We start from the raw sequence: 21,307 nt of genomic DNA on the forward strand, positions 1-21,307 counted from the left end.
ATTATGTCGGATGTTGTTATCAAAATGCGGCCAGATCATAACCGATTGTTCTCAGCTTGCCCAATCGCGGGTGTTGAAACTGAGAGCTTATACCGGGTGTAGGCGGATCTGGCGGGTATCCAGTCCCCGAGTGGGGGCGGGTAGTGAGGGATAAAGTTTACGCATTACCTGCCAGGCGGTGGCGCGATAAGTGGTCAGCTTGCCGCCCATCACCGTCAGCGCTCGAGGTTGAGCGGGGGTGTCGGGCAGAATCATGACCTCGCGGCTGCGACCAAAGGCGCTGCCCTGAACGCGGGGTAAAACCCGCAGCCCCGCCATGGTTTGCGCCTGGGACGGCAAGACGTGTAAGTGGGGAAAGTAGTGCTTTAGCACATTGAGCAAGTAGTGCATCTCGTGGGGGTGGCACTGGGCCTGCTCAGGCGCTTGTTGGTGAGGTGTCTCGGTGGTGCCCAGCAACAGCTGTCCCTGCCAGGGCAAAGCAAACACGGCGCGCCCATCGCTGGGTGATTCCAGATAATAGTGATGCTTGAGTACCGGCGGTAAGAGGAGGTGAGCGCCCTGTACCAGATCCACCTCGGGAAGCTTTGGGGTTGGGCGGATGGACGCGTTTAGCGAGCTGGCCCAGGGCCCGGCGCAATTGACCAATATCCGCGCACTCAAACTCTGCTGGCGTCCCCTCTGCGAGTAGTGAACTTCGATCTGGCCGTGCCCGCTATCGGCGCTGTCGAACTGTGCCGGTTGCTTAAGCTCCGCCCCCAGCTCACAGGCCGAGGCCAGCACCGAACAGGTTAAAGCGCGGTCATCGGTTTGCGCCTCGTAATAGCGAAACACCGCTTTAAGATCTGTAGTCGACAGATCGTCCAGCCCGTCCCATTGCGAACGTGACAAGCGTGTAAATTGGGTGCTGGAGTCCCAACCGGATAGCAAACGGTAAAGTGAGAGGCCGGTACGAATGGTCAGAGGGTGGCGCTGGCTTTGCTTGTATACCGGAATATGCAAAGGCGCCAATGTGACCAGCTCGGGGGCAATGTTAAGGAGAATGGCGCGCTCTTGCAGGGATTCACGTACCAGCGAAAACTGCATGGATTCTAAGTAGCGCAGACCACCGTGAATCAGCTTGCTGGAGTTACTGGAGGTAGCGCCGCCCACTTCGCCAGACTCCAATACCACCACCTTGTAGCCCGCGGCGGCGGCCGCTTGCGCGACCCCGGCACCACTGATACCGGCGCCGATAATGGCGAGATCATAGTCGGTCATATTGGGTAGCGCACCATCAGTGCCGCGAGTAGAGGAATAAGGGCGAGTCCGGCCAATTGGGCGCGCTGCAAAACCACAATTTTGCCCGGCAGTTCAATGCGGTCTTGGGGCGGACTGGCTTGCGCCTGTTTGCGCGCGGCTAGAAACTTAAGCGTTGGCCAGATGGATAATAGGCCCACCAGCACAAATAACGTTACCTTAGCGTGAAAAAAGCCATTACTCAGATAAAACTGGACCGGGGTGCCCAAGGCAAAGACTTTGATAAGGCCGGTAGTTAACACCACCAGGGCGGCGGCGCCATAGACGCCGTCAAGACGCGCAATCTGGCGCACCTGAGCGGGGCTGAGGCTGGGTTTAAACAACAGGTGCTGCGCCACCATGGCAGCGTAGAGGGTCATAAACCCTAAATAGTGAAAGTAACTGATCAGACTGTCGGCCACAATGCGCATCCCGTGCAGGTGGCGGGGCCTTATTGCTCCGCCATATTGTGATCCTAAAAGATTGTTGTGCGGGAGTAAATCAGTCGCCTGGCCCCATGCCGCCGTAGGGGAAGGGGGTGACCTTGTCGCCCTTAAACTCGCTGACCTTGGCGGCGCCTTCTTTCTCTACTTCGTCGATGCGCACAATAGCGTGCATGGGAATATAAGAGCGTTTAACCCCGGCAAATTCGTTTTTTAGCTTTTCTTCGCCCGGATCGACCACCACCTGGCTGCGCTCGCCAAAAACAAACTCTTCTACCTCGATAAACCCGTACATCTCGCTCTGATAAATAGCACGGGCAAAAACTTCAAAGATCTGTCCCTGGTTGTGGAAAATCACTTTGTAGGTCGGTTTGGCGATCATAGGGTCAAAATACCAGTTTAGGGGTGTGCAAAAGGGCGCGAAGAATAGCATATTCTTGGGCGCGTGCGACCCGCATCGTGCAAAAAATAGACGATTTTTGCCTTCGGGCTATGGGATTTGACCGGTGAGATGGCTATAATGCGCGGCCTTAAATTTTGTCCCAAAGCAGGCGAACACTTTATGTCAGCGACCGAGACACCGGTTAAAAAGCTCTACATCAAAACCCACGGCTGCCAGATGAATGAGTATGATTCATCGCGCATGCGCGATCTTTTGGGTGAGTCGCACCAGATGGTGGCGACCGAAAACCCGGAAGAGGCCGATGTGGTGCTGATTAACACCTGCTCCATCCGCGAAAAAGCGCAGGAAAAGCTGTTTCATCAGCTGGGGCGCTGGAAACAGCTAAAAGAGAAGAATCCGGACATGATTATCGGCGTGGGCGGCTGTGTCGCCAGCCAAGAGGGTGACGCCATCGCCGCGCGGGCGCCCTTTGTAGACTTGATCTTCGGCCCCCAAACTCTGCACCGCTTGCCCGAAATGATGGAGCAGCCCCGCGATAACGGCGCGGTCGTGGTGGATATCAGTTTTCCCGAGATCGAAAAGTTCGACAAGCTGCCCCAGCCCGATGCCGATGGCGTAAGCGCCTTTGTCTCCATTATGGAAGGCTGCTCGAAATACTGCACCTTCTGTGTCGTGCCCTACACCCGCGGTGAAGAAGTCAGCCGCCCGGTAGGCGATGTGATGCGCGAGGTGGTGCATTTGGCCGCCCAGGGCGTGCGCGAAATCAACCTGCTGGGGCAGAATGTAAATGCCTACCGGGGCGAGTCCGACGACGGCGTGGTGGATCTGGCCGAACTGATTACCTTTGTCGCCGCCGTAGATGGTATAGACCGTATTCGTTTTACCACCTCTCACCCGGTGGAGTTTTCCGACTCGCTGATCGATGTTTACGCCGAAGTGCCCGAGCTGGTCAGCCATTTACACCTACCGGTGCAAAGCGGCTCCGATCGGATTTTGATGGCCATGAAGCGCGGCCATACCGCGATTGAGTATAAATCCAAGCTGCGCCGCATTCGCGAGCATCGCCCGGATATCAGTTTTTCCTCGGATTTTATTATCGGCTTTCCCGGCGAGAGCGAAGACGATTTCGCCCGCACCATGAAATTAATTGGCGATATCGGTTTTGATACTTCTTTCAGCTTTATTTACAGTCCGCGTCCCGGCACCCCGGCCTCGGACTTGCCCGATGACACGCCCATGGAGGTGAAAAAGCAGCGTCTTAAGATCCTCCAAGACCGTATTACCCAGCAGGCTCAGGCTATCAGCCGCCGTATGGTGGGCAATGTCGAGAGGGTACTGGTGTCCGGTTACAGTAAAAAAGACCCGGGGCAGCTGTCCGGACGCACCGAGAACAATCGGGTGGTGAACTTTCGCGCCGATAATCCGGCTCTGATCGGTAAGTTTGCCGATGTGAGAATCGATCAGGCGCTGCCCAATTCACTGCTGGGAACGCTAATCGGTTCCGAGCTTGATGAGCTGTCATAACCAGAGGTTAGACTACGTCCGCCGGTAATAAAGAAATTGCCGGTCGGCAGGCTTCCCCCACGTCGGGGAATGGTTTAGGCTTTGCAAAAGAGAACGCAACAAGAGTATTTATCCGTCCTTGAATAAACACGTCGTGCCCGAAGCCTCTCAGGTTACCTGCGAGGTAACTCTGGAGCCCAGTGACAACCGCCGTCTCGCCAGTCTGTGCGGCCAGTTTGACCAGCACCTGCGCCAGATTGAACAGCGTCTGAATATCGAAATCCGCAACCGGGGCAATCACTTTGCGCTGGTGGGAAGCCGTGCGGTGGCCGAAACCGCCGCCGAGCTGTTGCGCGAACTCTACCGCGAAACCAGTGCGATAGAGCTGACCCCTGATGAAATCCACTTGGCGCTACAAAGCGCCGGAATCGAGCAACTTATGCAAAACCAAACCAGCCAGGCGACGGACGTTGCCGAGGCCGCCCCGGCGGATGAAAAAATTCCCGCCGGCACCGTGCTCATTCGCACCAAAAAAGTCACCATCAAGCCGCGCGGCCTGAACCAGCAGCGCTATGTGCGAGCGGTGCAAACCCACGACATCAATTTTGGGGTGGGCCCGGCAGGTACCGGTAAAACCTACCTGGCGGTGGCCTGCGCGGTGGAGTCGCTGCTGCGCGACGATGTCGAGCGTATTTTGCTGGTTCGCCCGGCGGTCGAGGCAGGTGAAAAGCTGGGCTTTTTGCCCGGCGATCTTGCGCAAAAGGTCGATCCCTATTTGCGCCCCTTGTATGACGCCTTATTTGAAATGCTGGGCTTTGAAACCGTGGGTAAGCTGCTCGAGCGCAATGTGATTGAAGTGGCGCCGCTGGCTTATATGCGTGGCCGTACCCTGAACAACTCGTTTGTGATTCTGGATGAAAGTCAGAACACCACCTGCGAGCAGATGAAAATGTTCCTGACCCGGATCGGCTTTGGCTCAACCGCTGTGATTACCGGTGACCCTTCGCAGATTGATCTGCCCCGGGGGCAGAAGTCGGGCCTGAAACACGCGGTGGAGGTGCTGGATAAGGTGGAGGGCATTAGCTTCACCCACTTTGGCGCCAAAGACGTGGTGCGCCACCCCTTGGTGCAGCGTATTGTCGAAGCCTACGACGTATTCGAAGCCAACAACCCGGACCGCGAGCGCTGAGCATGGTGGTTCAGGTAGATATTGACGTTCAGGTCGACTCCGAGAACCTCCCGAGCGACGACGAAGTACACCGATGGGTGGCGGCGGCGGTCGCAGACCACCGGCCTCAGGCCGAGCTGAGTGTCTGTATCGTCGACGCCGACACCAGCGCCGAACTAAACGGCCAGTACCGGGGTAAGCCTTACCCCACCAACGTGCTTTCTTTTCCCGCCGACCTGCCCCCCGAGCTGCAATTGCCCCTGTTGGGTGATCTGGCCATCTGCGCTCAAGTGGTGGAGCGCGAGGCCCGCGAGCAGGGCAAGCTCCTTAAGGCCCACTGGGCTCATATGCTTGTACACGGCACTCTGCATTTGCTAGGTTACGATCATATTGAAGATGACCAGGCAGAGCAGATGGAAGCGCTGGAAACCCGCATTATCACCGACCTGGGCTTTGCGCCCCCCTATGCCGATTCCAATCAGGATTCGGCCTCTGTTTATACTAAAACGACACAGGTATCATCAGTGCCATGACGGACGACCCCTCGAGTAGCAGCTTGTCGCGCAACCAGGATAAATCCTGGCTGGATCGGGTTCTGCACGCCTTTTCTGGCGAACCTAAATCCCGCGACGACCTACTGGATATTATTAAAGACGCCGCCGAAAATAAATTATTGGATCAGGAAGCATTAAGCATTATCGAGGGCGCGCTGGATGTGTCCAGCCTGCAAGCGCGGGAGATTATGATTCCGCGTACCCAAATTGTCGCGGTAAAAGTCGAGGATAAGCCCAAAGAGTTTTTGCCCAAGATTATGGAGTCGGGTCACTCGCGCTTTCCCGTAGTGGGCGATTCTATCGACGATGTCAAAGGTATATTGCTCGCCAAAGATCTTCTGCGCATGATGCTGGAAGGTAATAACGATTTTAGCCTGGAAGATATTATTCGCCCGGCCAATATTGTCCCCGAAAGTAAGCGCGTCAACGTATTGCTGCGCGAGTTCCGCGAGCAGCGCTATCATATGGCGCTGGTGATCGATGAATACGGCGGTATCTCGGGGCTGATTACCATCGAGGATATTCTGGAGGAAATTGTCGGCGAAATCGAAGACGAAACCGATGAAGAGGTCTCGGACGAGTACATCAAAAAAGTCAGTGAAACCGACTATGTGATCAAGGCTCTGACCCCCATCGACGATTTTAACGATTATTTTGAGGCAGGCCTGTCGGACGAAGACTTCGACACCATTGGCGGCATTTTAATGCAATCGTTTGGGCACCTGCCCAAGCGCAACGAGACCACCGAAGTCGACGGTTTTACCTTTCGAGTGCTCTACGCCGATAATCGCCAAATCCATCTGGTGCGGTTAACCCTCGATTAGATGCAACCTAGCGCTGGGGCGATATTAGTCGCCCCAGCGCTAGGTTGAGTATCTGTTCTTTGCGCGCCATTGGCGCTTTCTCCAAGCGTAGTAGAGGTGAATCAGTCCGTGCCCCCAGGCTCCAATGAAACTGTTATAACCGGCAGCGTGCGCCGGGGATTGCACCGTTTACGCTGGTATAACGCGGGCGCCCTGGCGCTGCTGGCGGGCGCCTTACAGCCGCTGGCGCTGGCGCCGTTTAACCTCTGGCCGCTGGCCTTGCTTGGCTTGGTGGTTTTCCCCTTATTGTTGTTTAAGGTCTCTGCTCGGCGCGCCTGGTGGGTTTCGCTCGCCTTTGGTATCGGTTTATACGGCGTTGGGGTTTCCTGGGTTTATGTCGCCATCCATCAGTTTGGCAGTGCGCCTGTTTGGTTGGCGGCGCTGCTGACCGCCCTGTTTGTCGCGTTTATGGCACTGATTTTTGCCGCGCCCTTTGTGTTGTGCCGCTCATTAATCGGGCAGGGGCGGTTGGGCATTATGCTGGCTTTTCCCGCCTGTTACTTGCTGGGGGAGTGGCTGCGCACCTGGTTACTTACGGGCTTTCCCTGGCTCTATGTGGGCTATGGACACCTGGAAACTCCGTTGGCGGCCTGGGCACCTCTAATCGGTGTGATGGGCGTGGGGCTTATCGCCGTATTCAGCGCCGCTACCATTGCCGCCTGGGGCTTTTTTATGCGTCCATCGGCCAACTTGTGGATGGCCAGCATAATGGTTGTGGGGCTCTGGGCCCTGGGTTGGCCCCTGGCGGATATGTCCTGGAGTAAAATTAATCGTGACCAGCCCATTTCGGTGGCCATGGTGCAGCCCAATGTGGCTCAGGAGCTTAAATGGGACCCGGCCTTTGCCCAGCCAACTTTAGATCGGTTAATGGCACTGAGTGAGCCCCACTGGGACGCTGATTGGCTGATCTGGCCAGAGGCGGCCATCCCTTTGACCTACCACAATGCCTCCGATTTTTTAAATCGTATTAATCGCCGCGCCGGGGAAACTCAGACCGGTCTGGTCAGCGGGATTATTTACGATGATCGACCCCGCCAGCGCTACTACAACTCGGTGTTCGGTCTGGGTGAGGCCATGGGAATTTATCATAAAAAACGCCTGGTGCCCTTTGGTGAATACGTGCCCCTGGAAGCCTGGTTGCGCGGCACGATTGAGTTTTTTGATTTGCCTACCTCCTATATTAATTTGGGCCCCGACGAGCAAAACGGACTTTTGATTGGCGATGTCAGTATTGCGCCCAGCATTTGTTACGAAGTGGTCTACCCCACGCTTGTGGCGGAGAGTGCGCGCAATCGCAATGTGCTGTTAACAGTCAGTAACGATGCCTGGTTTGCCGATTCTATCGGCCCGCTGCAGCATTTGCAGATGGCGCAGATGCGTGCCCTGGAAACCGGGCGCTACTTGCTGCGCAGCACCAATAATGGGGTGAGCGCGATTGTGGATCCGCAAGGAAAGATCGTAGCGCGCAGTCGCCAGTTTGTCAGCGCCACGCTAAGCGGCACCATCTATCCGGCCTACGGCGATACGCCCTTTATGCGCTGGGGTAGCTGGCCGGTGGTGGTGTTGGCGTTGGCGCTGTTACTGGGTTTGTGGGTGTCGAGAGGTCGGCTTTAACCGCCTAACGTTATTTCTTTAGCGTCAGACGGTTAAAGCCAATTTCGTATTTACCGGGCACAGCCTCGGCCTGAAATACCTTGGTGTCGGGGTAGAGCGTCTGGACAAATTCCAGCATACGCTTCTTGTCTGCCACACTCATAAAGGCCCCCAGGTAGACCGCGCGCAAATGCTCGGCCTCGAAGCGACGGTCGCTGTACCACAGAGTTTCATCGGTGGTTTTGTTGGCCTCTTCCGCGTCTACGTTGTCAATGCAGCGCCATTCCTGCTCGCCTTTCGCGGCGGGTTGTTTGCTCAGAAATTTATCCTCAAAGCTGTCCTGACTGCGCAGCTTGTCATTGTAGAGAACCACGTCCAGCTGTTCTTTTAAGCGGCTAATTTCCGGTCGGGCGGGGCTGTATTGGACGGCTTTGGGGTGTTTTAGCGAAGTTCCCTCGCCACACTGAAACTTGAGTACCGCGCCCCGGTGGCTGTCGGCGTAGTATTGCCAGGCCGTGAGGTTATCGGCTTTGGCCGAGAAGCTGCAAATGCGCAGGCTGCGGGTGTAGCGGCGCCAATCGCTCATCATTTCATCGATATCGCTCTGGCGCTGGTCCACCATCCGCGCCATAAGCTCCTCCAGTACTTCTTCGGCTTCTTCCGGGGAGTCAAAGCGGTCCTCGTCGCGCCAGCGCCGAATGACCGTGGTCAAAGGAGCTGTGCCACGGGGTTCTTCGCGCGCGAAAATCATCCCGCAGGCGGCGCGAATCACGCTTTGCAGCAGGGTCTGTGGGTCGAAAGACAGCGGGGTTTTGTGGTTCAGCTCGAAGGGGTCGTTATACAGCGTCGGCGCTGACCAACGCAGGGTCTGCGATTGCAGAATCTGACAGGCGGTGTCCGCATCGGTGTATTTCGACAATGTATCTGGGTGATCTGGCACAGGGAGTCCTTGGGGATCGTTATTGTCCGGTTGTTTTCATTATCGGCCGAGGGTGGGATTTATAAAGCGTTTTAATGCGCCAATCAAGAGTGAACTCTTTATTATTCATAGTCTGTGGCCGTCTGGTTTGCAAATTTCCGCGATCTTACATAATAGAGTTTCCAGCGTTTGGCTGGGGCGCTAGAATAGGCACCCCACCTCCAACAGGCATAGGACGACACGTGATTTTTACCGGCTCTGATATCCTCTCCGTGGAACAATTTGATCGCAGTGATATTGAACACATCTTCCAGGTGGCCGATGCCATGGCCCCCTATGCGTTGCGGCGTCGGGTCACCCGGGTATTGGAAGGCGCCATTTTAGGCAATATGTTTTTCGAGCCGAGCACCCGCACCCGCATCAGTTTCGGTTGTGCTTTTAACCTGTTGGGGGGCGAGGTGCGTGAGACCACCGGGTTTGAAAGTTCAGCTATCGCCAAGGGCGAATCTTTATACGATACCGCGCGGGTTTTGTCGGGCTTTTCCGATGTGATTTGTATGCGCCACCCGCAGGAGGGATCGGTGGCTGAGTTTGCCGCTGCCAGTCGGGTGCCGGTATTAAACGGCGGCGATGGCGCCAATGAACATCCCAGCCAGGCGCTGTTGGATTTGTACACCATTCGCAAAGAGCTGGCCTCGAAAGATCGCGGTATTGACGGTCTGCGTATCGCCCTGATCGGCGATTTAAAATATGGCCGCACGGTGCACTCGCTGTGTAAGTTACTGCGCCACTTTAAAAATGTTCAGGTCACTCTGGTTTCACCCGCCGAGTTAGCCATGCCCGAAAATATCGTCGAGGAAATGCGTTCGGTGGGGCACAATGTCGTGGTCACCGAAGATTTGACCCAGAGCATTTCCAATGTGGATATCGCCTATTCTACCCGCATTCAGGAAGAGCGTTTTGCCAGCAAGGAAGAGGCCGATATGTACCGCGGCCGCTTCCGCTTAAATCAGTCCATCTACACCCAGTACTGTGAACCCAATACCGTCATTATGCACCCCTTGCCCCGGGACTCGCGCGCCGACGCCAATGAGTTGGACAATGATTTGAACCAAAACCCCAACCTGGCGATCTTCCGCCAGGCTGACAATGGAGTGCTGGTGCGTATGGCGCTGTTTGCGCTGGTGCTGGATGTAGTGGATCAGGTGGATAAATGCGCTCGGGATGTCAACTGGTATAACTCGGCTCGTACGCTCTGACCTACCCCGCTTGCGGTCAGCCACCTAGCAGCTGGGCGGCCATTTTGGATAGCTCTGTACAATCGAGAGGCAGGGCTACGCTGGGGCGTGGCTCGGGGGGCGACTCGGTAACGTGGCCTAAATACACTTGGGGGATGTCCCCGGTGCGCGGTAATGACGCCAGAGTGTCGGCCAGGTAATGTCCCTGATCGTCCTGCAGTTCAGGGCACAGAATCAGCAAGTCGGGGCGAATATTGAGTGCTAACTCCAGGGCTTCTTCGCTGTTTTCGGCGGTAATTAAGTTGTATAGCGGGCGCAGGCAGCTACTGGCCTCTTGCAGTACCGCGTCCTGGGAGTGGGCGATAACCACAGTGCGGTGTGCGGTCATTTCATCCACAACATGCCGGTTGCGACCGGTGTGTTTGGCCCGGTAGAGGGCGCGGTCGGCGGATTTAATAACGTTTTCTAGGCTATAGCCGCGTGGGTGGGCGCACCCAGCCACGCCGATACTGACGGTTACCCGGCGCTCCACGGGCGACATCTGGTGTTCTATATCCAGTTGTGCCACTGCTTTTTTTATACACTGGCACACTCTTTCAGCGCCCTGGGCATCGGTTTCTGGCAGCAGCACTACAAACTCTTCACCGCCGTAGCGGCCCAGCAGGTCAAAGGGCCGGTGCAGGCAACTTTTAATGGCATCGGTGACCTGTTTTAAGCAAACATCGCCCGCCGGGTGGCCGTAATGGTCGTTGTAGAGCTTAAAGTGATCCACGTCGATCATCAGGGCACAGGTAGGGGTCTGTTTGCGCCCCGCCAACAGCCACTGTTGTTCGGCCTGTTCGTTAAAGGTGCGGCGGTTGAGAACCTGGGTCAGGCTGTCCAGCTGGCTGAGGGCTTCGAGCTCGCCGTTGAGCCGGTTAAGCTGATCGCGCATATCCGCAATTCGCTCCATGGCGCGAATTTTTGCGGTAATGATCATTTTGCTTACCGGTTTTATCAGATAGTCATCGCCGCCGGCCTCAATGCCCTGACGGTAATCGTCGTCATCGCTCATGCCGGTCACAAAGATAATAGGTATCCAGTGGCTGCCCAGCCATTCGCGAATCAACGCAGTGGTTTCAAAGCCGTTAAGGCCGGGCATTTCCACATCCATAATGATCATGTCGACCGGGGTGTCTTCCAAAAGCTGCAGGGCCTGCTCACCACTTTCGGCCAACAAGGGGGTGTGGCCGGCATCGAGCACATACTGGCTCATGGCGTGACGTAAAGTGGCGCTGTCTTCGACCAACAGTATCTTCATCTACAGGCTCTGGCTGGGGTTGGTATGGTGGCTCTAGTGTATCGAGCTTTGGCACCAAAAACATCATTTTGCGTCACAGATTTGGCAATTTCCTATGGACAATGCGCTACGTAGTGCCATTGGCCGGCCTCGCGCTGGAACAATGATTTTTCCAGGTGCTGGTGGGTGTGATCGCCCAAGCGGTAATGGGCGCAGAAGGTGACCGTGCCTGTGTCATCCGCCGCTCCACCGTCGTCGGTGTGTAATATATCCAGTTTCAGCCATTCGCAGCTCTCGGCCCAGTCGCGGATGGCCTCGGGCGTGGTGCACTGGCGAGTAGTCTCGCTCCAGCTTTGCCAGATGTAGTCTATCGCCCGCAGCACATGGGCGCTGTATCGCGAGCGCATTAACTGCTCGGCGGTTTCCGCAGTCAAACCTTGGTAGATAAGACGGCCGCAGCACTCGGTGAGGCCCAGGCCCGAGCCGCAGGGGCAGATACTGGGGGGTGTGAGTGGCATTTTGCACCTCTTTTGGGTATGTTGTGCGCCTGTTTCAGGCCCGACCCGCCTGCAGGGCCATTATAATAGCGACTTTCCTTTTACCTTTGTAATAACTATCTACGACCAAACAAATGACCGATTTCGACGATATTCGCCCCTACAATGATGATGAAGTGCGCCCAGTACTGGACCGGATTCTGGCTGATCCCGAGCTGGCCGACGCCGTGGCTAAGCTTAAGTTTCCGCGTTTGGCTGGCCCCTTGGGATTTATTTTGCGACCGCTTATTCGCCGGGTAATGGCGCGCCAACTGGCTGGGGTAGATAGTGTAGATAAGTTTCAGCTGGTTGTTGAGAAATACATGCGCCATATGATCGAGACCACGACCACTCGGCTCACCAATTCGGGGCTGGATAAACTGGACCCCAACGAGGCCTATCTGTTTGTCAGCAATCACCGCGATATCGCCATGGATCCGGCGTTTGTAAACTGGAGCTTGTACCACGAAGGCTTTAAAACCTTGCGTATCGCCATTGGCGATAACCTGCTGACCAAAGAGTATGTGTCGGACTTAATGCGCCTGAATAAAAGCTTTATCGTCAAGCGCTCGGTTAAGAGCCCGCGCGAGAAGCTCAAAGCGGCAAAGAAACTCTCGGCCTATATTTTTCACTCTCTCACCGAGGATAAGGCCAATATCTGGATTGCCCAGCGCGAGGGGCGGGCTAAAGATGGCAATGACGAGACCAACTCGGCGGTGGTGGGCATGCTGACTCTCAACCGGCCTAAAAGTCAGGACTTTGCCGACTATGTGCGCTCACTCAAAATAGTGCCCGTATCCATTTCCTACGAGCAAGACCCCTGCGACAGCGCCAAGGCTCACGAACTGCACGCCCAGCGCACCACTGGCGCCTATGAAAAAGGCGACCAGGAGGATGTGCAGAGCATTGCCAAAGGCATTGCCGGGCAAAAAGGGCATGTGCATGTGGCCTTTGGTGATGTGCTGCAGGGGGACTTTGCCGACAGCGAGGCGGTGGCCGCCGAGATCGACCGTCAGGTGTGGGCCAAGCAGGTGTTGCACCCCAGCAATTGCTTTGCCTACGAGGCCCGTGGTGGCGAGCCCCGCGCGCTGCCTTACTCTGATAAGGCGCGGCCCTTTGAGCCCTCCGACCTGCGCGACGAGCGCGCCCGTTTTGACTTGCATATTGCCGGAGTTCCCTCGGAATACCGCGATATTGTCCTGGATATGTACGCCAACCCTGTGCGCAACAAGTTAAAAGCCCAGTAGATGCTCACCGATGCGATAAAACAAGAGATTCAGCAGACCTATTCCGAGTTTCTGAAATCTCGCGAACTGGGACCGCGCCACGGGCAAAAGCTGATGATTGCCGAAATCGCCCGCACCCTGGGGGGCATTACCTCGGATGCCGAAGGCGTACGCAACAGCGACGGCCATGTGTGCGTGGTGGAGGCGGGCACGGGTACCGGTAAAACCATCGCCTACTTGCTGCCCTCGATTATCATCGCCAAAGCCCTGGGCAAAAAGCTGGTGGTGTCTACGGCCACGGTCGCACTGCAGGAGCAGATTATTCTCAAGGATTTGCCCGAGCTAAAACGCCGCACGGACTTATCCTTTAATTTCGCCTTGGCCAAAGGGCGCGGGCGCTATGTGTGTCTGTCCAAGCTGGATAATTTAATGGGCGAGTTCGCCGCCGCTGACGACCCTACCCGGGCGCTCTATGAAGATGAGCTGCCCAGCGTAGACGAGCAGGGGGTAAAGTTATACGAATCCATGATGGACGCCCTGGCGGCCAATAAATGGGACGGCGAGCGCGATTCCTGGCCCAGCGAATTAGAACCCGCCGACTGGCAGCGGGTGACCACCGATCACCGCCAATGCACCGGGCGGCGCTGTTCTAATGTGTCGGTGTGCAGTTTTTTTAAAGCCCGCGATGCTTTGCACACCGCCGACTGTATTGTGACCAACCACGATCTGGTGCTGGCAGATTTAGCCCTGGGCGGCGGCGCCATTCTGCCCGATCCCGAAGACACCATTTACGTGTTTGACGAGGGGCATCACTTGCCCGACAAGGCGCTCAATCACTTTGCCTGTCACGGGCGTATGCTCTCCACCAGTCGCTGGCTCGAGCAATGTAATAAAGCGTTGTCCGGGGTGCTGGGGCAAATCAGCGGCGCCGGACGGGTGGATCATTTTGGCGAACAGCTGCCGGGCCAGTTTATTCAATGCAAGCGCGAGCTGGATATGCTGTATCCGGCTCTGGATGAGTTGATTCAAACCCTGAGTGAGGATTCTCGCGAGCGTCGCTCCACTCATTACCGATTTGAGGGCGGTTTGGTGCCCGAGGATATTCGCGCCCAGGCCGAGCAGTTGCACATGAGTTTTGACCGGCTCAGTGACCTGCTGGGCAAAATGGCCAGCGAAATCAACGAGGCCATGGAAGACGCCCACTGCCGCGTGCCCAAGGTGGATTTGGAAAACAACTACCCGGTCATCGGGGCCTGGCAGGCCCGCGCCGAGGCGGGCGCCGAGCTCTGGCTCAGCTATTCGCGTACCGATGCCGAAACCAGCATCCCCAAAGCGCGCTGGCTGACTCTGGTGGACTTTAATGGCAACTATGACATAGAGGTGTGCTCCAGCCCCATTCTGGCGGCCCGCACCCTGGAGTTTAGTCTCTGGAATCAGTGCTATGGCGCCGTGGTGACCTCGGCCACCTTAACCGCGCTGGGCAAGTTTGATCGCTTTCAGATGCGCGCCGGTACCCCCAACAACAGTCGCTATGCGGTGGTGCCCAGTCCCTTTGATTTCTCGCGCGGCGAGTTGCGCGTGCCCGGCCAGGCTGTGGACGCGGGCGATAGCAGCGGCCATACCCGAGCGGTGATCGATTATTTACCCGAGCTTTTACAAAGCGACGAAGGCTCGCTGGTGTTGTTTTCCTCGCGCCGGCAAATGCTGGATGTATTCGACGGTATGCCCGAGCAGTGGCGCCGTCGCATTCAGGTACAGGGCGTTTCGTCCAAGCAGGAAATGCTGGTAGAGCACAAAAAGCGCATCGATAAAGGCGAGGGCAGTGTCCTGTTCGGCCTGGCAAGCTTTGCTGAGGGCGTGGACTTGCCCGGCGATTACTGCGCCCATGTGGTGATCGCCAAGCTGCCTTTTGCGGTGCCCGATGATCCTATCGAGGCGTCGGTGTCCGAGTGGGTAGAATCGCGCGGGGGCAACCCGTTTATGCAAATCACCATCCCCGATGCCTCGCTAAAACTCATTCAGGCCTGCGGTCGATTGTTGCGCACCGAAGGGGATACCGGGCGCATTACCCTATTGGATCGCCGGGTTGTGACTAAGCGCTACGGCAAGGCAATCCTGGATTCGCTGCCGCCTTTTAAGCGGGTTATCGAAAATTAACAGGCCCGAAATGACCGATAAACATATTGCTGTGGCCAATGTATTAATCGATATTGAAGCCGCCCTGCGCGAGCTGCAATTGTGGGAAACTCAGCCACCACCGCCCGAGGCCTTGGCCAGCACGCAGCCCTTTGCGCTCGATACTCTTAGCTTCACCCAGTGGTTGCAGTTTTTGTTTTTGCCGCGCATGCAGCAGATGGTGCATCAGCAAGCCGAGCTGCCCGCCAACTGCCAGATTGCGTCCCTGGCCGAGGAATATTTTCGCGCTCAGGCGGTATCGGGCGAGGCGTTGATTATTCAGTTGCGAAGGATTGATACACTTTTAAACGGGTAAAACTCTTGCCTCGTGCCGTACTTTGGCCTAGTTTAAGTGTCGACAAAAATAGGATGTTTACTCACTGGAGCCAAGCCATGAAAAACTTTTCTCTTGCTTTAGTCTCTGCGGCGGTACTGCTGGCAGGTTGTGCTGCGCCCCCGCCGCCTGTCTCTCACGACGGGTTGCACTTAATCGACAACCGCGATCTGGATCAGGTATATCTTAAGCCCAATATTGAGCTCGACGCCTATGATGCCGTTAGCCTGAAACCCTGCACCGTGGCCTTCCGCGATAATTGGCAGCGCAATCAGAATTCCAGTATCTCGGCTGGCCGCACGCGTGTGACCGATGAGGATATGGATGTGATCAAAGGTCGTCTTGCCGAGGCCTGTGATAAATATTTCCGCCAAGCGCTAGAGAAAGACCCCGCCTATCGCATCGTGGCCGAGGGTGAGCCAAGCGATGGGCGAGTGCTGGATGTGCGCCCCTCCATTATCGATTTGGATGTCACCGCCCCCGACCTTAACGATGTGGGCATGGTCACCACCTACACCACTGACTCGGGTGAAATGACGCTGTTTTTAGAGGCGTTCGACGGCGCCACTGGCGAAATTCTGGCGCGCGTGGTAGATCGCAAACGCGATCGAGATGACATGTACCTGGAATGGACCAATCGGGCAACCAATATGCACGATGCCAATATGGCCCTGCGCAGCTGGACCAAGGATTTGCGTGAAGGCTTGGATAAAGCGCGCGCCTTGTAAATCTACCAGTGAAGTTCCCGCGGCGTAGCAAAGCCGCGGGATTATTCGCTCTTGTGCTGTTCGCGGAACCACTCCCAGGCATTCACCACTGTGCCGTCTTCTAAGGTACATTCACCGGTTTCCCGGTTGTACTGGCCGTGAGCCTCGCAATACACGGCGGCCGGGTTGGGCAGGCCCACGTTTTTCTCCAGCGTTTCTCGGTAATAGTCCCAGGCGTCCACCGTCTGGCCGTCAGCCAGGGTGCATTGCCCCGAATTAAAGTCGTAGCGCCCTTGCTGTTGTTCGCAGTAAACTGCTGCCGGATTGGCCTGGCGCGAGGTGTCCTGGTTGGGGTGATCACACCCGGCGACCAGCGCGGCAAGCGCAATAATGCCCCAAAGCTTATTCATGCTCGCTCTCCTTTAGTGATCTGAAACTTCGGTATTGAACCACTATAGCTTAGGGCCTGTTCACACTAATTAGATGCAGCCTGTTGCGACTAAAAATTCGCCAATTAAGGCGCGAGGAGAGTGGTTTGGTCACTCCAAATGAACGACGAGCAACGAAGAGTGGCGGATTTTTAGCCGCAACCCGAAGGGCTGGAGCCAGTTTTGTCCCCAGCGTTGTTGCCGATCGCTTATTTGGAACAACCAAACTTCGCTCACGGCGCCTAGCTGGAAACAAAACTGGCTTCCAGCAGGCGCATTTAATTAGTGTGAACAGGCCCTAATTAACGCGGCCCGATGGTTGGTCGTAGCGGCGAATGGAGGGCAGCAGGAGCAAGCTGAGAATGGACGATGCCAGCATACACAGGGCAATGGGGGTGATGGAGTGGCTCACAAACACGCTGGCGACCAGCCCCATGCCCGAGCCCATCACAAACATTGAGACCGTTTGTATCGCCGCCGCGCTGCCGCCCTGGTGGGGCGGGAACATTCCCATAAAGTGAGTCGCTCCGGCGGGGTTAATAACGCCAACACAGCTGACCATCAGAATAATTAAACTAGCGGCCAAGGACAGATTCAGTGCATCCAAATAAGCCAAGCCGGTAAAGGCGATGACCAGCAGCGCTTGAAATACTATGACGGCGGCGAACACGTTTAGGGCGCGGTAGCGTTTTAACAGCTGGGTGCTTAAGGAATTGGCACCAATCAAACCTACGGCGGCCCCACCAAACAGCACTGAAAAATGGGTCTCGCCAATGCCAAAATAGGTCATGTAGAGGTAAGAGGCGTGGGTAACGTAAATCAGCAAAATACCCGCCGCGCTGCCCATGCACAGTGCAAAGCGTGCGGCAATGAATTTGCCGTCCTGGCGATGCAATAAAATCTCACCATACTGATGGGCGATACGGCTCATGGAAATGGCGCGAGGCGGATGGCGCATGGTCTCGGGTATCAGCGGCACCATAATCGCCAGCAGCACGCAGGCATAACTGACCTGGAAGATGAAAATCGCCTGCCAGCCAAAGCTGAGTAGCGCTGTGCCGAACAGTGGAGCGATGACCGGGGCGACCATCATCACCATCATTACGGTAGCAAAGCGCGGCCCGATCTCATCGGCGGGGTAGGCATCGCGTACCTGGGCCATGGCGGTAATACTGGCAAAGCCGCCGCCGAAAGCCTGCAGGGCTCGCAGCAGGTTAATGGTGCCCGCCGACTCGCTGCAGGCGATGGCGGCGCTGGCGAGAATAAACAGCAAGGTGCCAATCACGCAAACCCGCTTGCGGCCGATTTGATCCGACAGGGGGCCGCCCAGCAGTTGCCCGGCGGCAAAACCCACTAAAAACGTACTGACCGAGGTGCTTAGCGTCGCGACCGATACGCCCAGTGCTTGCGCCATCGTGGGCAGAGCGGGCAGGTAGGCGTCCATCGCCACCGGGCCCAGTGCGACTAAGGCGCCTAAATAAAGTAAAAAGTAGCGGGGTAATTGCAACTGGGTCATGGCGGGCCGAGGGTTTTGGAATTCTAAGCGCCGTTACTATACAGAATATAGCGTCTCGGCGGCACTGAAACTATTTATCCTCCGTCCTAAAAAAGCTTGGCAGATTTTAATTTTGTAACGTTCGGCAATCAAAAAGCGCCCCGAGTCGGGGCGTTGTCGAATTGCACTTACATCTGCTCGGAGACTTCAATGCCCAGCATATCCAGGCCGGTGGCCAGGGTGCGGGCCACCAGATGACACAGGCGTAAGCGGCTGTCGCGGGTGGCGGGATCAACGTCCGATTTCAGTATGGGGCAGGCTTCATAGAAACGCATATACAAGCTGGCGACATCGTACAAATAATTGCACAAGACATGGGGCAGGGCATCGTCGGCCACTTGCGCCAGCACTTCGCCAAACTGTAGCAGTTTAATGGCCAGGGCTTTTTCCTGCTCTGCGCCGATAATAATATCCGCACTGATGCTCTCGGGGCTAACCCCGGCTTTGCGGAAAATACTTTGCACCCGAGTGTAAGCATACTGCAAATAGGGGGCGGTGTTGCCTTCAAAGCTGAGCATAGTGTCCCAGTTAAAGACATAATCATTGGTGCGGGTTTTACTTAAATCTGCGTACTTAACCGCGCCAATACCCACCTTGCGGGCCACCTCATCGGCGTCCGCCAGCTCGGGATTTTTGTCGGTGATGACCGCGCGCGCGCGTTCGACGGCTTCGTCTAAAAGTGCCGAAAGCTTAACGGTGCCGCCGCTGCGGGTTTTAAAGGGCTTGCCGTCAGAGCCCATCATGGTGCCAAAGGCGTGGTGCTCCAGGCTGACTTGCTCACTGACAAAGCCGGCCTTGCGCGCCAGGGTAAACACCTGCTGCATATGCAGTGACTGGCGAGCATCAATAAAATACAGAATACGGTCCGCGTTTAAATCCACCGCCCGGTAGCGCAGGGCTGCCAGGTCGGTGGTAGCGTATAAGAAACCGCCGCCTTTTTTCTGCACAATCACCGGCGAGGGGTTGCCCTCTTTGTCGGCCAGCTCTTGCAAAAAGACCACCTGGGCACCCTGATCTTCCGAGCACAGTCCCTGCTCTTGCAGCTCGGCGACAATCGGTGCGAGATCATTGTTGTAGAAACTCTCGCCGCGCACGTCGGCCTCTGTCAGGCTTACGTTTAGCTTCTGGTAAATCTCGGCGCTGTGCTCCAGCGATACCTGCTTGAACTGGCGCCAGAGTTTTAGCACCTGCTCATCGCCCGATTGCAATTTCACTACATAGTCCCGTGCCTTGTCGGCAAAGGCCGGGTCGGCGTCAAAGTGGGCTTTGGCCTGCTGGTAAAAAACTTCCAGATCCGACAGCGCCATGGTGGCGCTTTCGTTCTGGGCCAGCTGTTCTTCCAGCTCGGCAATGAGCATGCCGAACTGAGTGCCCCAGTCGCCTACATGGTTTTGGCGAACGACAGTGTGCCCCAAGCGCTCGAGAATTCGCACCAGCGCATCGCCGATAATGCTGGAGCGTAAATGCCCCACGTGCATTTCCTTGGCGAGGTTGGGCGAGGAGTAATCCACCACAATGGTTTGCGGCGTTTCGGCCGGGCGAATGGCCAGAGCGGTATCGCGCTCGGCGCTGCCGGTTTGCTGGGCTAACCACTGGGGCGCCAGGTGGATATTGATAAAGCCGGGTCCGGCAATCTCAACCTTCTCGGCAATATCGTCCAGCTGCAGCTCGGTGACAATTTTGCCCGCCAGCTCGCGCGGGTTGGTGCCCATTTTTTTCGCAGCGCCCATGGCGCCATTGGCCTGGTAGTCACCAAAGCCGGCTTTTTTGGCCGCTGCCACCATAGGTTGGCAGTCGCTTGGGGTGCCCGCAGCGCTCATGGCGGTGCGTACTTTTTCACTGAGGAGTTCGCGGATGTTCATAGGGCCCAATTCAGTAGTGCAAAAGCGTCGATTGTAGCATGGCAGGAACCGGGACGGGCCGGTTTAACGGCGGGTGCGATATAGACACACCCGCGCTGGGCAGGGTTTAAAACTCGTAGCTAACACCTACGGTGTAGCGGAAGTCATCCTGTTCGGGAATCACCCCGTCGGAATCCGCCTGGGGGTATTTAATCCGATCCCAGTAGGCACTCATGGTTAAATCCAGCTTGTCGGTTAAGTCGATATACAGGCTGACCACGCCATGGTGCTTGTACTTGCCCGATTCGTTGTTTGTGGCCGTCAACTGGTAGGTGGCGCTGATGTCCATATAGTCGGTGAGTTCTTGGTCGTAGATGGTGTTTAGGTAGAACGCCCCGGAGTCTACGGTTTGATCCTGTCCTTCAGGGACTTCTTCGTAGCGGGTGTACATATAGCCCGGGCCCGCCGAGGTGGTCCAGCTGGTTTGGTCGTTGTCAATTAAGTACACGCCGGCACCCATACCCCCGGTCCACTGGCTGGAGATGTTTTGCAGTGGCGCGCTGTAAAATTCAAATTGCACTGGTTGCCAGAACCAGCGCTCGGAGCGGCGAATATACCAGCTGCCGGTGGCGCGGTGTTCGTTGCTGGTTTCCTCGCCTTCATCGTAAAACACATCGGCAATATAGGTCAGGCGAATGCTGGAGCGGGCGGTGCGGCGCAGCAGATTCACGTTAGCGTTGAAATCTTCCTGGTCTACATTACCCGTGCGGTAGTTTACCCCCGCGCCGATTTTACCGCTCCAGCGGTCCAGCTCGTGGCGGCTGGTGCTGGCAATGCGCATCACATCCAAAATTTCAAAAGGGCCTTGTTCTCCCACGTACAATTTGCCGTCGACGGTTTCCAGTTGGCCGGTGTAGAGGTTTTGATTGTTAAACAAGACGTTTACCGATTTGGTGGTGTGGATCGCCTCGACCGATTCCCAGTCAATGGTCTGGTCGCCCAGCTCGTCGCTGTCAAATTCCAGCGAGTCTTTTTCCAGCGCGGTAACTTCACCTTTCAGCCACTCGCCCGAGGTCAGTTTGACCCAATCCCAGGGGGCATCGATTTCAATGGTGGCGAGGGTGGGGGCTGCTTCCTGTGCCATCACGGCAGTGGAGGCTACTGGCGTCAGCGCGCAGGTGATGGTCAGGGCAAGTGCACGGCGGTTGAGCGGGAGGCTAATAGTCACAATAAGGTCCTTGATAAAACGTGTCCAAAGAATGTGAAG

20 protein-coding genes are annotated in these 21,307 nt (G+C 56.3%); 10 read left to right on the plus strand and 10 right to left on the minus strand.

All coding sequences use genetic code 11. The annotated features are described in order from the left end of the window. Positions 1–87: 87 nt before the first annotated feature. The 3 genes from M6D89_RS00460 to M6D89_RS00470 form a co-directional block, all read right to left on the minus strand. Positions 88–1,257 (minus strand): FAD-dependent oxidoreductase, encoded by a 1,170-nt coding sequence (locus tag M6D89_RS00460; RefSeq protein WP_253966062.1) that lies wholly within the window; start codon positions 1,255–1,257, stop codon positions 88–90. Then, complete coding sequence (locus M6D89_RS00465) at positions 1,254–1,697, minus strand: DUF2214 family protein (RefSeq protein WP_253966063.1); 444 nt, start codon at positions 1,695–1,697, stop codon at positions 1,254–1,256. Before M6D89_RS00465 ends, M6D89_RS00460 begins: the two co-directional genes overlap by 4 nt. A 79-nt stretch (positions 1,698–1,776) precedes the next feature. Continuing rightward, the gene (locus tag M6D89_RS00470; RefSeq protein ID WP_253966064.1) at positions 1,777–2,100 is read right to left on the minus strand and encodes a DUF1820 family protein; all 324 of its coding nucleotides are present in this window, start codon (positions 2,098–2,100) and stop codon (positions 1,777–1,779) included. Positions 2,101–2,280: 180 nt separating this feature from the next. On the opposite strand from M6D89_RS00470, the gene miaB reads away from it, so the two are divergent. From miaB to lnt, 5 genes are all read left to right on the plus strand, one after another. Further along, on the plus strand, positions 2,281–3,645 hold the full coding sequence (gene miaB, locus M6D89_RS00475; protein ID WP_253966065.1) for a tRNA (N6-isopentenyl adenosine(37)-C2)-methylthiotransferase MiaB: 1,365 nt from the start codon (positions 2,281–2,283) through the stop codon (positions 3,643–3,645). A gap of 133 nt (positions 3,646–3,778) precedes the next feature. Beyond that, positions 3,779–4,813, plus strand: coding sequence for a PhoH family protein (locus tag M6D89_RS00480; RefSeq protein WP_418930346.1), 1,035 nt, complete (start codon positions 3,779–3,781; stop codon positions 4,811–4,813). 2 nt (positions 4,814–4,815) lie between these two features. Continuing rightward, entirely contained in the window at positions 4,816–5,325 is a 510-nt protein-coding gene (gene ybeY, locus M6D89_RS00485; protein ID WP_253966067.1) for an rRNA maturation RNase YbeY, read from the plus strand. Further along, entirely contained in the window at positions 5,322–6,170 is an 849-nt protein-coding gene (locus M6D89_RS00490) for an HlyC/CorC family transporter (protein WP_253966068.1), read from the plus strand. Before ybeY ends, M6D89_RS00490 begins: the two co-directional genes overlap by 4 nt. 108 nt (positions 6,171–6,278) lie before the next feature. After that, positions 6,279–7,823, plus strand: a complete 1,545-nt coding sequence (lnt, locus tag M6D89_RS00495) for an apolipoprotein N-acyltransferase (protein WP_253966069.1) — start codon at positions 6,279–6,281, stop codon at positions 7,821–7,823. Between the two features lie 10 nt (positions 7,824–7,833). On the opposite strand, the gene M6D89_RS00500 is transcribed toward lnt, so the two are convergent. Further along, complete coding sequence (locus M6D89_RS00500; RefSeq protein WP_253966070.1) at positions 7,834–8,742, minus strand: DUF2971 domain-containing protein; 909 nt, start codon at positions 8,740–8,742, stop codon at positions 7,834–7,836. A gap of 221 nt (positions 8,743–8,963) precedes the next feature. Between M6D89_RS00500 and M6D89_RS00505 the strand changes: the two genes are divergently transcribed. Continuing rightward, positions 8,964–9,980 carry an aspartate carbamoyltransferase gene (locus M6D89_RS00505; protein WP_253966071.1) on the plus strand — a complete coding sequence of 339 codons (1,017 nt, stop codon included), beginning with the start codon at positions 8,964–8,966 and terminating at the stop codon, positions 9,978–9,980. Positions 9,981–9,996: 16 nt separating this feature from the next. Here the strand turns inward: M6D89_RS00505 and M6D89_RS00510 are convergent, their stop codons facing one another. Further along, the gene (locus M6D89_RS00510) at positions 9,997–11,259 is read right to left on the minus strand and encodes a diguanylate cyclase domain-containing protein (RefSeq protein ID WP_253966072.1); all 1,263 of its coding nucleotides are present in this window, start codon (positions 11,257–11,259) and stop codon (positions 9,997–9,999) included. 92 nt (positions 11,260–11,351) lie between these two features. Continuing rightward, entirely contained in the window at positions 11,352–11,756 is a 405-nt protein-coding gene (locus tag M6D89_RS00515) for a YchJ family protein (protein WP_253966073.1), read from the minus strand. 113 nt (positions 11,757–11,869) lie between these two features. Here M6D89_RS00515 and M6D89_RS00520 point away from each other — a divergent pair, with 113 nt between their 5' ends. The 4 genes from M6D89_RS00520 to M6D89_RS00535 all read left to right on the plus strand — a co-directional run bounded on the left by M6D89_RS00520 (position 11,870) and on the right by M6D89_RS00535 (position 16,237). Beyond that, entirely contained in the window at positions 11,870–13,021 is a 1,152-nt protein-coding gene (locus M6D89_RS00520) for a 1-acyl-sn-glycerol-3-phosphate acyltransferase (protein ID WP_253966074.1), read from the plus strand. Next, a complete protein-coding gene (gene dinG / locus M6D89_RS00525) occupies positions 13,022–15,157 on the plus strand; it encodes an ATP-dependent DNA helicase DinG (RefSeq protein ID WP_253966075.1) in 2,136 nt (711 codons plus the stop codon). It abuts the gene before it with no gap. A 10-nt stretch (positions 15,158–15,167) separates the two neighbouring features. Then, a complete protein-coding gene (locus tag M6D89_RS00530) occupies positions 15,168–15,491 on the plus strand; it encodes a YqcC family protein (protein ID WP_253966076.1) in 324 nt (107 codons plus the stop codon). Between the two features lie 77 nt (positions 15,492–15,568). Then, entirely contained in the window at positions 15,569–16,237 is a 669-nt protein-coding gene (locus M6D89_RS00535; protein WP_253966077.1) for a DUF3313 family protein, read from the plus strand. A 41-nt stretch (positions 16,238–16,278) separates the two neighbouring features. Here the strand turns inward: M6D89_RS00535 and M6D89_RS00540 are convergent, their stop codons facing one another. The 4 genes from M6D89_RS00540 to M6D89_RS17315 all read right to left on the minus strand — a co-directional run bounded on the left by M6D89_RS00540 (position 16,279) and on the right by M6D89_RS17315 (position 21,268). Beyond that, positions 16,279–16,626 carry a DUF333 domain-containing protein gene (locus tag M6D89_RS00540; RefSeq protein ID WP_253966078.1) on the minus strand — a complete coding sequence of 116 codons (348 nt, stop codon included), beginning with the start codon at positions 16,624–16,626 and terminating at the stop codon, positions 16,279–16,281. A gap of 316 nt (positions 16,627–16,942) precedes the next feature. After that, positions 16,943–18,160: a multidrug effflux MFS transporter gene (locus tag M6D89_RS00545; RefSeq protein ID WP_253966079.1), complete on the minus strand. Its 1,218-nt coding sequence runs from the start codon at positions 18,158–18,160 to the stop codon at positions 16,943–16,945. A 167-nt stretch (positions 18,161–18,327) separates the two neighbouring features. Next, positions 18,328–20,061, minus strand: a complete 1,734-nt coding sequence (gene argS / locus M6D89_RS00550) for an arginine--tRNA ligase (RefSeq protein WP_253966080.1) — start codon at positions 20,059–20,061, stop codon at positions 18,328–18,330. Between the two features lie 106 nt (positions 20,062–20,167). Next, a complete protein-coding gene (locus M6D89_RS17315) occupies positions 20,168–21,268 on the minus strand; it encodes a DUF481 domain-containing protein (protein ID WP_253966081.1) in 1,101 nt (366 codons plus the stop codon). Positions 21,269–21,307 lie beyond the last annotated feature (39 nt).

The sequence above is a fragment of the Gilvimarinus xylanilyticus genome (assembly GCF_024195295.1).
GTDB lineage: Bacteria > Pseudomonadota > Gammaproteobacteria > Pseudomonadales > Cellvibrionaceae > Gilvimarinus > Gilvimarinus xylanilyticus.

Excerpts from the sequence above, each read along its gene's own strand:
- M6D89_RS00460 (WP_253966062.1), bottom strand. The coding sequence starts at position 1,257 with ATGACCGACTATGATCTCGCCATTATCGGCGCCGGTATCAGTGGTGCC.
- M6D89_RS00470 (WP_253966064.1), bottom strand. The coding sequence starts at position 2,100 with ATGATCGCCAAACCGACCTACAAAGTGATTTTCCACAACCAGGGACAG.
- miaB (WP_253966065.1), top strand. The coding sequence starts at position 2,281 with ATGTCAGCGACCGAGACACCGGTTAAAAAGCTCTACATCAAAACCCAC.
- ybeY (WP_253966067.1), top strand. The coding sequence starts at position 4,816 with ATGGTGGTTCAGGTAGATATTGACGTTCAGGTCGACTCCGAGAACCTC.
- M6D89_RS00490 (WP_253966068.1), top strand. The coding sequence starts at position 5,322 with ATGACGGACGACCCCTCGAGTAGCAGCTTGTCGCGCAACCAGGATAAA.
- M6D89_RS00510 (WP_253966072.1), bottom strand. The coding sequence starts at position 11,259 with ATGAAGATACTGTTGGTCGAAGACAGCGCCACTTTACGTCACGCCATG.
- M6D89_RS00515 (WP_253966073.1), bottom strand. The coding sequence starts at position 11,756 with ATGCCACTCACACCCCCCAGTATCTGCCCCTGCGGCTCGGGCCTGGGC.
- M6D89_RS00520 (WP_253966074.1), top strand. The coding sequence starts at position 11,870 with ATGACCGATTTCGACGATATTCGCCCCTACAATGATGATGAAGTGCGC.
- dinG (WP_253966075.1), top strand. The coding sequence starts at position 13,022 with ATGCTCACCGATGCGATAAAACAAGAGATTCAGCAGACCTATTCCGAG.
- M6D89_RS00530 (WP_253966076.1), top strand. The coding sequence starts at position 15,168 with ATGACCGATAAACATATTGCTGTGGCCAATGTATTAATCGATATTGAA.
- M6D89_RS00535 (WP_253966077.1), top strand. The coding sequence starts at position 15,569 with ATGAAAAACTTTTCTCTTGCTTTAGTCTCTGCGGCGGTACTGCTGGCA.
- M6D89_RS00540 (WP_253966078.1), bottom strand. The coding sequence starts at position 16,626 with ATGAATAAGCTTTGGGGCATTATTGCGCTTGCCGCGCTGGTCGCCGGG.
- M6D89_RS00545 (WP_253966079.1), bottom strand. The coding sequence starts at position 18,160 with ATGACCCAGTTGCAATTACCCCGCTACTTTTTACTTTATTTAGGCGCC.
- argS (WP_253966080.1), bottom strand. The coding sequence starts at position 20,061 with ATGAACATCCGCGAACTCCTCAGTGAAAAAGTACGCACCGCCATGAGC.